The 11,971-nt window shown below is 60.3% G+C and carries 10 protein-coding genes; 6 read left to right on the top strand and 4 right to left on the bottom strand.

The genetic code is table 11. The features are described 5' to 3' along the window. Window positions 1–11 precede the first annotated feature (11 nt). The 5 genes from infB (at window position 12) to pnp (ending at window position 6,991) form a co-directional block, all read left to right on the top strand. Window positions 12–2,573 (top strand): translation initiation factor IF-2, encoded by a 2,562-nt coding sequence (gene infB, locus JL474_RS17930; RefSeq protein WP_203143145.1) that lies wholly within the window; start codon window positions 12–14, stop codon window positions 2,571–2,573. Between the two features lie 130 nt (window positions 2,574–2,703). Next, entirely contained in the window at window positions 2,704–3,117 is a 414-nt protein-coding gene (rbfA, locus tag JL474_RS17925; protein WP_203143144.1) for a 30S ribosome-binding factor RbfA, read from the top strand. Further along, window positions 3,114–4,022 (top strand): tRNA pseudouridine(55) synthase TruB, encoded by a 909-nt coding sequence (truB, locus tag JL474_RS17920; RefSeq protein ID WP_203143143.1) that lies wholly within the window; start codon window positions 3,114–3,116, stop codon window positions 4,020–4,022. Before rbfA ends, truB begins: the two co-directional genes overlap by 4 nt. Window positions 4,023–4,106: 84 nt before the next feature. Then, the gene (gene rpsO / locus JL474_RS17915) at window positions 4,107–4,376 is read left to right on the top strand and encodes a 30S ribosomal protein S15 (RefSeq protein WP_123636121.1); all 270 of its coding nucleotides are present in this window, start codon (window positions 4,107–4,109) and stop codon (window positions 4,374–4,376) included. Window positions 4,377–4,876: 500 nt separating this feature from the next. Then, window positions 4,877–6,991, top strand: a complete 2,115-nt coding sequence (pnp, locus tag JL474_RS17910) for a polyribonucleotide nucleotidyltransferase (protein ID WP_123636120.1) — start codon at window positions 4,877–4,879, stop codon at window positions 6,989–6,991. 178 nt (window positions 6,992–7,169) lie between these two features. Here pnp and JL474_RS17905 read toward each other — a convergent pair whose 3' ends face one another. The 3 genes from JL474_RS17905 to JL474_RS17895 all read right to left on the bottom strand — a co-directional run bounded on the left by JL474_RS17905 (window position 7,170) and on the right by JL474_RS17895 (window position 10,450). Then, window positions 7,170–8,051, bottom strand: a complete 882-nt coding sequence (locus JL474_RS17905; RefSeq protein ID WP_203143142.1) for an alpha/beta hydrolase — start codon at window positions 8,049–8,051, stop codon at window positions 7,170–7,172. Continuing rightward, entirely contained in the window at window positions 8,021–9,841 is a 1,821-nt protein-coding gene (locus JL474_RS17900; protein WP_236012360.1) for an Lnb N-terminal periplasmic domain-containing protein, read from the bottom strand. Before JL474_RS17900 ends, JL474_RS17905 begins: the two co-directional genes overlap by 31 nt. Before the next feature lie 147 nt (window positions 9,842–9,988). Further along, the gene (locus tag JL474_RS17895; RefSeq protein WP_203143140.1) at window positions 9,989–10,450 is read right to left on the bottom strand and encodes a DUF3015 domain-containing protein; all 462 of its coding nucleotides are present in this window, start codon (window positions 10,448–10,450) and stop codon (window positions 9,989–9,991) included. A 311-nt stretch (window positions 10,451–10,761) separates the two neighbouring features. Here JL474_RS17895 and JL474_RS17890 point away from each other — a divergent pair, with 311 nt between their 5' ends. Beyond that, entirely contained in the window at window positions 10,762–11,190 is a 429-nt protein-coding gene (locus JL474_RS17890) for a hypothetical protein (protein ID WP_123635329.1), read from the top strand. 69 nt (window positions 11,191–11,259) lie between these two features. Here JL474_RS17890 and JL474_RS17885 read toward each other — a convergent pair whose 3' ends face one another. After that, window positions 11,260–11,961, bottom strand: a complete 702-nt coding sequence (locus tag JL474_RS17885; RefSeq protein WP_123635330.1) for an ABC transporter ATP-binding protein — start codon at window positions 11,959–11,961, stop codon at window positions 11,260–11,262. Window positions 11,962–11,971 lie beyond the last annotated feature (10 nt).

The raw sequence follows: 11,971 nt of genomic DNA, 5'->3' as shown, positions 1-11,971 counted from the left end.
GGAGGACCAGTATGGCTGAAGTAACTGTAAAACAGCTGGCCGATGATGTAGGCGCTCCCGTGGATCGCTTGCTGCGCCAGATCGTAGAGGCTGGCCTGAAAGCCCGTTCTGAGAATGATGCCGTCAGCAGTGACGAAAAGCAGCAACTGCTGGCATTCCTGCGCAAGAATCACGGCGAAGCCGATGCCGAACCGCGCAAGATCACGCTCAAGCGTAAGACCACGACCACCCTGAAAGCCGGAAGCGGCGCAGGGCGTGCCAAGACAGTGAACGTGGAAGTCCGCAAGAAGCGGACCTACATCAAACGCGAAACGCCGCAAGCGGAGCAGGAAGAGGCTCCGGTTGAATCCGCGCCAGTCGAACAGCCGGTCGCCGAAGCGCCGTCCGCGCCTGAAGCCACTCCGGCGAAGCCGGCGGAAGAGGCCGCTCCGGCTGCTGAAGAGACCGCCAAGCCGAAGCAGGGTGCCGAACAGGCACCCGCGGCCGAAGAGCCGGTCACGCCGGAGCCGGAAGCCCCGGACGAGGAACCGGTGGCTGCCGAGCCGGCGGACGAGGTGCCCATGCCGGCGCCAGACGCCGACAATGGCAAAGACCGCAAGGCCAAGAAGAAGAAGGAAAAGACGCGCGAGCGTGCCGACGATGCCGAGGACGGCAAGCCGAAGAAGAAGTCCGCGGGTCACCGTGGACCCCGCAATCGTCCTGTAGAGCCCGTTACCCTGAGTGACGACGAGGACGATACCACTCTGCGCAAGCCGCTGCGGGCGAAGAAAAAGCCCAAGCAGAAGCGGCATGGATTTGAGAAGCCGACCAAGCCAATGGTGCGTGAAGTCGAAATTCCGGAAACCATCACGGTGGGCGATCTGGCCCAGCGGATGGCCGTCAAGTCCGCTGACGTCATCAAGACCCTGATGGGTATGGGCGTTATGGCAACGATCAACCAGGCCCTGGATCAGGAAACCGCCGTACTGGTGACTGAAGAGCTGGGCCACAAACCCAAGACCGTCAGCGAAGACGCCTTCGAAGAGGAAGTGCTCAGCGAGATTTCCTTCGAGGGTGAAAAGGTCAAGCGCGCGCCCGTTATCAGTGTCATGGGCCACGTCGACCACGGCAAGACCTCGCTGCTGGACCACATTCGCCGTACCAAGGTTGCGGCCGGTGAATCCGGTGGTATTACCCAGCACATCGGGGCTTACCACGTCGAGACCGGCCAGGGCATGATCACCTTCCTGGATACCCCGGGCCACGCGGCGTTTACTGCCATGCGGGCACGCGGTGCCCAGAGTACGGACATCGTTATCCTGGTGGTCGCGGCCGACGACGGCGTTATGCCGCAAACCAAGGAAGCGGTCGATCACGCCCGTTCAGCCGGCGTACCGCTGGTCGTGGCCATCAACAAGATGGACAAGGAACAGGCGGATCCGGATCGCATCAAGACCGAACTGGCGGGTATGGACGTGATCCCGGAAGACTGGGGCGGTGATGTCCAGTTCGTACCGGTCTCGGCGCATTCCGGCCAGGGCATCGACGACCTGCTGGAAGCGGTTCTGCTCCAGTCTGAAATCCTGGAACTGGAAGCCGTGCCAACAGCACCGGGTGCCGGTGTGGTGGTGGAATCCAGCCTGGAGAAAGGCCGTGGTTCCGTGGCTACTATCCTGGTTCAGAACGGTACCGTTCGTCAGGGCGACATGGTCGTGGCCGGCGCCTACTTCGGTAAGGTCCGGGCGATGATGAACGAAGCCGGTGATCAGGTGAAGGAAGCCGGACCGTCGATCCCGGTGGAAATCCTGGGTCTGAACGGCACACCGGACGCCGGCGACGAATTCTTCGTTGTGGCGGACGAGCGTAAGGCCAAAGAACTGGCCGAGTTCCGCCAGAAGCGCGAACGCGAACAGCGTCTGCAGCGCCAGCAGGCGGCGAAGCTGGAGAACCTGTTCGAGAACATGGGCAAAGACGAGGTCAAAACCCTCAATGTCGTGCTCAAGACCGACGTTCGGGGTTCCCTGGAAGCCATCACCAAGGCGCTGCTGGACATCGGCAACGAGGAAGTCCAGGTCAAGATCGTGTCCTCCGGTGTCGGTGGTATCGCCGAAACCGACGTCAGCCTGGCGCTGGCAACCGGCTCGGTCCTGTTTGGCTTCAACGTGCGTGCGGATGCTTCCGCCAAGCGTCTGGTCGAGCAGGAAGGTGTGGACCTGCGTTACTACAGCATCATCTACAACATGATCGATGATGTCCGCGCGGCCCTGACCGGCATGCTGGCACCGGAGTTCCGCGAAGACATCGTGGGCATCGCCGATGTACGCGACGTATTCCGTTCACCGAAGTTCGGCCAGGTGGCTGGCTGTATGGTGACCGAGGGTACGGTCTACCGGAACAAGCCGATCCGCGTCCTGCGGGATAACGTGGTCATCTTCGAGGGTGAGCTCGAGTCCCTGCGCCGCTTCAAGGACGACGTCCAGGAAGTCAAGAAGGGCATCGAGTGCGGTATCGGTGTTAAGGGCTATGACGTGAAGGTCGGCGACCAGATCGAGGTGTTTGACCGAGTGAAGGTCGAGCGCAAGCTGGAAAGCTGATTCCGGCTCAAGCTCACGACCCAAGCAGACTGGCGCCCCGGACTCCCGGGGCGCCGTGCATTCAGAGGGGCCATTAAATGGCCCCGACAGGAGGCGTGTTGAAACGCCTCGCAGATGACAGGGCGTAACAATGCCAAAAGAGTTCAGTCGTGTTGAGCGGGTTGCGGACCAGATCCAGAAGGAGCTGGCCGTGATGGTCCAGCGCGAGATCAAGGATCCGCGTCTGGGTATGGTCACCGTCAATGCGGTCAAGGTCAGTCGCGATCTGGGGTATGCCGATGTCTACGTGTCGCTGCTGACCACCGAGGAGCTGACCGAGCAGGATCCCGCCGTCCAGGATTCCCTGGGCGTGCTGCGTAAAGCGGCCGGTTTCCTGCGCAGCCAGTTGGGGCGCGCCATGAAGCTGCGGGTGATCCCCCAGCTGCGTTTCCATTTTGACACCCTGGGGGGCCAGAGTCGCCGTATCGATAGCCTGATCGACCAGGCGGTGGGCAAGAAGCCGGCCGTCGATGGATCGGGTGACGGCGGGGAGCGCGAGGATTGAGTCGGCGTAGACGCGGCCGTGACGTCAACGGCATCCTGGTGATCGACAAACCCCAGGGGGTCACGTCGAACGCGGTGCTGCAGCAGGTCAAGCGTCTGTACGGTGCTGCAAAGGCCGGTCACACCGGCAGTCTTGATCCGCTGGCGACCGGTGTCCTGCCCCTGTGCTTCGGCGAGGCCACCAAGTTCTCCCAGCTGATGCTCGACAGCGACAAGTCGTATGTGGCCCGGGGCCGTCTGGGCATCGTGACCGACAGCGGTGACAGTGACGGCAACGTGATGGCGGAAAAGCCTCTGCCGGAAGGCTTGGATCAGGCGGCCCTCGAAGCCGTGTTGCCACGGTTCCGCGGCGATATTGAGCAGGTTCCGTCCATGTACTCGGCGCTCAAGCACAAGGGACGCCCGCTGTATGAGTACGCCCGCGAAGGCATCGAGATCGAACGTCCGGCCCGCCCGGTCACCATCCATGAGTTGACGCTGCTCGCTTTCGATGGCGAGAATTTCGACATTGCCGTCACCTGCAGCAAAGGCACCTACATCCGCTCGCTGGTGGAAGACATCGGCGAGGCGTTGGACTGTGGCGCCCACGTCACGCAGTTGCGCCGGACGAAGGCGGCCGGGTTCGACCTGGACCAGGCCCTGGATGTGGCCGAACTGGAAGCACGCCGGGAGGCCGGGGAATCTCTGGACCCGCTGCTGGTGCCGGTCGATGCGGCGCTTACGGAATTTCCGAAAATTCTGCTGCAGGACGCACAGATTGTATCGATATTGAACGGACAACCCGTTAAAATGACGGGTCATCCGCCCGGGTGGGTGCGTCTCTACGGAGGCGACCAGTTCCTTGGGTTGGGTGAGCAGTTACCGGATGATCGGGTTGCACCCCGGCGTCTGGTAAAGCAGGCCTGAACACTCCGGTGTCAGGCTCTAGCCGGGCTGTAGAGATGCGCGGTCCGGCCGAATTCAATGGCATCGCAAATAGTGAGGTGAGTTATGGCACTGTCTGCCGCAGAGAAGTCACAGATCGTCAACGATTTTCAGCAAGGTGAAGGTGATACCGGTTCTCCTGAAGTTCAGGTTGCACTGCTGAGCGCCAACATCGACAAGCTGCAGAATCACTTCAAGACCAACAAGCAGGATCACCATTCCCGCCGCGGTCTGATTCGGATGGTTAACCAGCGTCGTAAGCTGCTGGACTACCTGAAGAAGAAAAACGCCGATCGTTACCTGGACCTGATCCAGCGTCTTGGTCTGCGTCGTTGATCGACGATCACGTCGTGCTCTGAACCGGTATCGCAGTCCCGTTTTCGGTCGTCAGCCGTATCGATGGCCGAAGCAGGGCGGGTACCGGATCTGCCGGGAGGGTTCAGGCTCTCCGGGCAGGATCTCTCGCCCGTCTACACTGTCTCAACAGTGTGCCGGATGTCCGTCTCGACACAACGAGGGGATGACCGGAACAATGCCGACGCTGTCGGCCTGAAAGATTCACGGGAACGACCGGTGTCGTCGAGTGGGTTGTCAGGTCTGTCAGTCCTGCCGGCACATATGAACCACAACAGGATGCCAGAGCTTTACCGACAAACCGGTCGGTGATGAAAGCCCGAACAATAGCAGGTTGTTGAAAGTCGCCCCTGCCGCCCGGTGACGCCTTTCAACAGCCTGTTAGCTTTCAGTCCGGTAAGTCCAGAGTTTCGGTCCTGTGGTGGAGATCACAGGGGTTCCCGCAGGGAACCGGAATATGCCAAGAAGAGTAAGGAGTTACCGTGAATCCGGTAAAGAAATCATTTGAACTGGGCGGCAAGACGGTCACGCTTGAAACCGGCCGCATCGCACGTCAGGCCACCGGCTCCGTCCTGGTGACCATCGACGACATCTCCGTACTGGGTACCGTGGTTGCCGCGAAAGAAGCGAAGCCGGGCCAGCCTTTCTTCCCGCTGACCGTGAACTACTTCGAGAAGACCTACGCGGTCGGTAAGATTCCGGGTGGTTTCTTCAAGCGCGAAGGCCGTCCGTCCGAGAAGGAAACGCTGACCTCGCGTCTGATCGACCGTCCGATCCGCCCGCTGTTCCCGAACGGTTTCATGAACGAAGTGCAGGTTATCTGTACCGTCATGTCCTCCAGCAAGAACCAGGATCCGGATATCGCCGGCATGCTGGCGGCCTCTGCGGCGCTGGCCCTGTCCGGCGTGCCGTTTGACGGCCCGGTTGGTGCGTCCCGCGTGGGCTACACCGACGAAGACGGTTACTTCCTGAACCCGACCTTCGAGCAGCTGGAAAACTCCAGGCTGGACATGGTTGTGGCCGGTACCGAAGACGCCGTCCTGATGGTGGAATCCGAAGCCCAGGGCCTGACCGAAGACCAGATGCTGGGTGCGGTCCTGTTCGCTCACCAGGAAATGCAGACCGCCGTGACGGCCATCCGCGAGCTGGCCGCTGAAGCCGGTCATCCGCGCTGGGACTGGCAGCCGGTTGCGGTGAACAGCCAACTGGCAGAAGCCCTGAAAGGCGAGTTCTCCGACGCCATCACTGAAGCCTACGGCATCCGCGACAAGATGGAACGCTACACCCGTCTGGGCGAGATCCGTACCCAGGCCATCGAGAAACTGGCCGGTGACGAAGACGGTCAGCCTGACGAGGCGGAAGTGAAGTCTTACTTCGGCAAGCTGGAGAAGTCCATCGTTCGTCGCCAGGTGATCGAAGGCAAACCGCGGATCGACGGTCGTGACAACAAGACTGTCCGTCCGATCGAAATCGAAGTGGGCGTTCTGCCGAGCACCCACGGTTCTGCGCTGTTCACCCGTGGCGAGACCCAGGCCATCGTGACCACCACGCTGGGTACCGCCCGCGACATGCAGATCATCGACGCGCTGGAAGGTGAGAAAAAGGATCCGTTCCTGTTCCACTACAACTTCCCTCCTTACAGCGTTGGTGAGACCGGTCGCGTTGGCGCGCCGGGCCGTCGTGAAATCGGTCACGGCCGTCTGGCCAAGCGCGGTGTTGCGGCGGTCATGCCGACCATCGAAGAATTCCCGTACACCATCCGTGCGGTATCCGAGATCACCGAATCCAACGGTTCCAGCTCCATGGCCTCTGTCTGTGGTTCCAGCCTGGCGCTGATGGACGCCGGTGTGCCGATCAAGGCACCGGTGGCGGGTATTGCCATGGGGCTGGTCAAGGAAGGTGACCAGTTCGCCGTCCTGACCGACATCCTGGGTGACGAGGATCACCTGGGCGACATGGACTTCAAGGTGGCCGGTACCGCTGAAGGCGTCACGGCGCTGCAGATGGACATCAAGATCAACGGCATCACCGAAGAGATCATGGAAATCGCCCTGCAGCAGGCCTACGCGGCACGTCAGCACATCCTGGGTGAAATGGCCAAGGTCATCTCCGAGCCGCGCTCGACCCTGTCTGACCGCGCGCCGAGCATCACCAGCATGAAGATCCATCCGGACAAGATCCGCGACGTGATCGGTAAGGGTGGCTCCGTGATCCGTTCGATCTGCGACGAAACCGGCGCGTCCATCGACCTGGACGACGACGGCAACGTCAAGATCTACGCCGACAACCAGGCCGCGGCCCAGGCGGCCCAGAAGCGCGTGATGGAAATCACCGCGGAAATCGAAGTGGGTGCCATCTACAAGGGCACCGTGGCGCGGATCGTCGACTTCGGCGCCTTCGTCAACATCCTGCCGGGCAAAGACGGTCTGGTGCACATCTCCCAGATCGCCGAGCGTCGCATCGAGAACGTCACTGACGAGCTCAGCGAAGGTCAGGAAGTTCTGGTCAAGGTGCTGGATGTGGACAACCGTGGTCGCGTGAAGCTGTCCATGAAGGAAGTGAAGGAAGGCGAGCAGCCGACCGATTTCGGCGCCTGATTTCAGGTTCCGGAAGTGAAAAAGCCGCCCCTCGGGGCGGCTTTTTTGTGTCTGGCGATTGGTCGGCGCCGAAGCTAAAGCGTTGGCTACATTCTGCGTTAACCCCGAGCGTGTAGCAGATGCTTCAGCTTCTGAGGCGCCGCCAGGTGCCCCTGTATCTGCATGGAGCGCCAGGCTGTCAATCTGGGTCCTTCGAGCCCACGGCAATCTCCCCCGCCGCGGCTTCTTTCAAGAAGCTTTCAACCGCATCCCGATACGCCGGAATCACAAACGTCGACGCATGGGGCGTGTCCGTCTGCAGGAACTGCTTAGGCTGTTTGGCAGTGGTGTAGAGGGCTGTGCCGTTGTGGAAGGGGATAATCCCGTCGCGGATGCTGTGAATCACCATCAGCGGCACCGGGCTGATCTCGGCGATGTGGTCGACGCCCTCGTAGTCGTCCGGGATGGTCCAGCTCAGCGGGATCTGGAACGGCCAGGTGAGCCAGAAGCTGTCCAGTTTTTCCCGGGTGATGGCGCGGAAGCCGGCGAACGTGCTGTCCAGCACCACGGCCGTCAGTGGCGGTTGCTCCTGGCGCCGGGTCCATTCGGCGGCCAGCATCAATCCCAATCCGCCGCCCAGGCTCTGGCCCAGCAGATAATACGGGCCGCTGTCCGGCTGCTGGACGAGCCAGCGAAAACCGGCCTCGGTGTCCGCCAGGGCGCCTTCGATATCCGGATCACCGGTCGACTCGCCAAAGCCGCGATAGTCGATCATGAAGACGTTATAGCCTTCCCGGGGCAGCCAGGCCACGTTGAGGATATGGCTGCTCATGTTCTGGGCGTTGCCGTGCAGGTAGTAGACCGTGCCGTGATCCTCGCCTTCTGCGGGCAGCCACCAGCCGTGCAGGTGTTCCCCGTCGACGGTATCCAGATAGACATCCCGGTAGTCCAGGTCAAGCCGGTCCGGGGTGATGTAGACCGTGCTGTCCGGGTAGAAGAACAGGCTCGAACAACCGCCCAGCGACAGCAGCGTTAGCGACAGGCAAAGGCTCAGAAGTAGGCGTTGATTCCGATCTGCCATGTGGTGTCATACCTTTCGAAATGGTGTTTGCGTTCCCAGCTGGCGCTCAAGCCGATGTTGCGCTCCAGGTGCCAGCCGAGGCTGGCGTAGGCAATGTCTTCCCGGTCGCCGTCGCCGATCAGCCAGGCCTTGCTTTTGACGCCGCCGGTCACGCTGACCCGATGCCCCTGGTACAGCCAGCCCAGATCGGCTCCGGGCGCCAGGTCGTAGCCCTTGTCCAGGTCGTCGTCGATTTCCAGGTCGCCGGTCCCCATGGCGTAGATCTGGCTTTGATCGGACGTGGCCCAGCCGAAGCCGGCACCGCCGTCGAGGTAAGGGGTGAGCACCCGGTTGCCGGATTCGATGTCGGTCCGCCGGGCACCGAAGCCCACCTGCCAGGACAGGGGAGTGAAAAAGCGGTCGCGCACGGACAGGGAGCGGATTTCCACGCCGATCAATTTCTCCAGCTGCAACTCGTATTTATCCGTGTAATAACGGGTATCCAGGCGCAGGAACTGCAGCTGGGCCCCCTGACGATAGCCTTCGGGCGGATCGAGGACGTCGTGGTAGGCCGGGCGCAGGGTCAGCTGGACGAAGTTGCGGCCGCCCTGGCGACCGCCGGCGACGCTGGCGCGAAAGGTGTCGTGGCCCTGGTCGTCGCGCACCGCTGGTTCCGGCGGCTGTTTCAGCGGTTCGGCATCGTCGATTTGGCTGCGTGCCTTGAGCAGGTCGTAGGACAGCGGGGCTGCCCTGTCGCGGGGCCACTCTTCCTCATGGGCTTCGTAGCGGACGTACTCGTAGGTGGCGTCGAGTACGTGGGCCCGGTATTCGTCCGGCAGCGTCTGGATGGCCAGACTGTCCACCGTCCGGGTTCCGTCGGCGAGGTCTGCGGCTAGATTCCGCTGCTCCGAGGTCAGCTGCTCCATGTAGTTTTCAACGACCGTCGCCGATGAAGGGCGATAGTGCACCGACGCCACCAAGTCATGATCCACCACCCAGCGAACCGTGTCCGCAGGAATCGCGTGTGTTTTTACTTCATCCAGCAATTGCGTGCCAGGTCGGGCGACATCGATCAGGGCCAGCAGGCGGTAGGCGCAGTTTTCGTCGAAGAAGTAGTAATCAAAGTTCTTGTCTTGGATTTCCCAAGCATGGGCAAGCAGGCGATTAGTCTCGACCGGGGTCAGATTCAGCTGGTATTCCCACAGGTCCCTGTTTTCGATATCCGAGTAGAGCTTGATTTTCTCGTAGTAGGGCTTAATTGTTGTAATTCCCGGGTAGCCGCCGAAAATGCCCCGATAGGCAAACATGATTTCATTTTCTTTAGCAGATGCATCTGCTGCATAGGAAACTGTACTCGCCAACAGCAGGTCGGCGCTTTGTCCAGCAGCTTGCGCTGGATCTAATCGTAGGAAGGTATGGCCGAACATGGACGACGGACTATTGAGGTAGGAGGCCGCGAAAACAAGAGTTACGGTCTTTGTGTTTAGTTCTTTGCGCCAAGCTTCGTATGCTGGGCAGTCGATTGATGTTATCGGCATGTCGAGTTGCCGGCGTAACCACCTGTCCCGGGCGGGAAAACGGCAGCGGGTGTGGTCATTGCCGGAGCCTGGCGCTTGAATTGCCGCCAATGTGGCTTTCAGTTCTGCCAGAGGGGATTTTTTGCCTTTTGGGCTCAAGAAAAAAGTCGGGTCTTCAGCTTGTGAAGTATAGCCACCAAGCATATCAGGTCGATAATGTCCTAGGTTTAGCCAGGCGGGATCGTAGGCCAAGCGCTCCAGCGATTTGGAAGCCTCGGCATTTGAAAGGCTCATTAGTGTGCAGAGGGCTGCCAGCAAACGGGGAACGTACCCCGACATCAAACGTCGTTGCATGAAATCTCAGATGGTTCTGGGTAGAGTGGCCGAAGCCGATTGAGGCACCGTCCCTGGTGCCTGTGACTGTCCCTGATGTTTGGTTCGTTAGGCGACGTACTTGCTCAATCCCTCATGGGATTCCATCAGAGCGACGATGGCTGAAACGGCCTGGTCAGAGGTGGTGTCTGAAGACGGGAAAATGGTGGCGAAGTTGTCCTGCATCAGCTTGCGGAATTCAGGACGATCCGCCTTGTCGATGTTCAGGAGTACCGCCAGGGTGTCCAGGTTCTCGCCCTCGCCGCGGGACATGTCACGCGCGACCTTGTCGACGTTGCTGTCCATATACATGGCCATGGACTGGATCGCCTCGTTGGTATTACAGCCCAGGGTACCGGTGGTCATACCAAACGTCTGGTTCCAGAGGGTAGCGTTTGTCGTTGCTGCCAGTACGTGGGGGGCAATACCGGACTGCCCTTTCCAGATCATCGCCCCCACGCCACAACCCGGCTGTGCAAAGGCGAGACTGGATGCACCCAGAAGCATGGCACCTGCGATCAGTTTTTTCATTGTCCAACTCCTTGTCGTGTTATGTCATCGATCCGAAAACATTGACTAACGGCCCTGACGTTTCTGCTATTGCCGACTTGTGTGGTGCGGCGTACCTGACCGTTGATCCGAGTATAGTTCAGATCTGCGGCGCAATGATTAAATCGGCCACAATTGACTGATAGTAGGAGTAAAAAATGAACACGGCGATAACATATATTCTTTTTCGCTATAAAAAATAATTTTTAATTTATTATTTGTAATATGCCGGTCACTTATTTATAGTGCGCCCCGCCAAGACGGCTCATTTATGTCACACGGAGAGAGTAGTTGTGAAAAAAGCACTGATTGCATCCAGCCTGTTGCTGGCCGGCGCCCTGAGCGGCTGTAGCTCCATGAACGTCAGCTCCACTCCGGTACCGCTGGCGGGTACTGTAAGCACCGATATCAAGGCCGATATCGATGTGGGTGAGAAGATCACCGGCAAGTCCCACGCGACCAAGATCCTGTTCTTCACCGTTGGTGGTGACAACGAGTACGCCGATGGCGTGGCGTACGGTCAGGGTGGCGGCTCTGCGCTGTCTGTTCTGGATGCGGTAGCACCGGTCAAGGCCGCTGCCGCCTACAACGCCATCAAGTCCTCAGGTGCTGACGTGATTGTGGCTCCGCGCTACACCGTCAAGAAGCAGGACTACCTGGTTTACGGCACTATCGACGTGACCGTAGAAGGGTACAAGGGCACCATCAAGAGCGTTGACTGAGTCTCTCGCGTCTTCCGCTCAATAAAAAGCCGGGCATTGCCCGGCTTTTTTGTGCCTGCTCGGAGGGTGTCAGCCGCCGAGGTAGGCCTTTTGCACGTCCTCGTTGGCCAGCAGGTTGGCCCCGCTGTCTTCGAGGCGGATGCGTCCGGTTTCCAGCACATAGCCCCGGTCGGCGAGCTTCAGCGCCTGCTTGGCGTTCTGCTCAACCAGGAAGACGGTGATGCCGTCGTCGCGCAGGGTGCTGATGATCTCGAAGATCTGCTTGATGATCAGCGGCGCCAGGCCGAGTGACGGCTCGTCGAGAATGATCATCTCCGGCTTGGTCATCAGGGCCCGGCCGATGGCCAGCATCTGCTGCTCACCGCCGGACATGGTGCCGGCGCGCTGGTTGCGGCGTTCCTTAAGACGCGGGAAAAGCTCGAACACGTGGTCCTGGCTCTTGCGGATCTCCTGCTTGGAGGTGAAGAACCCACCCATGTGCAGGTTTTCCTCGACCGTCAGGCCGGGAAAGACGCGACGCCCTTCCGGCACGATGGCGATGCCGGAGCGCATGATCTGGGCCGTCGGCTTGTGGGTGATGTCTTCGCCCTTGAACAGGACCCGGCCGGAGCTGGCCTGGGGATCCCCGCACACGGTCATCAGCAACGTGGTTTTGCCTGCGCCGTTGGCGCCGATCAGGGAAACGATCTCGCCCTTCTGGATCTCGACAGAGACGCCGTGCAGCGCCTCGATCTTGCCGTAATGGGTATGGATATTTTCTAGTACCAGCATGGTGTCTCCC

Origin of the sequence: Marinobacter mangrovi (genome assembly GCF_016798325.1) — a bacterium.
Lineage (GTDB): Bacteria > Pseudomonadota > Gammaproteobacteria > Pseudomonadales > Oleiphilaceae > Marinobacter_A > Marinobacter_A mangrovi.
The sequence above is the reverse complement of the archived record's forward strand: the minus strand, read 5'-3'. Positions and strand labels throughout refer to the sequence as shown.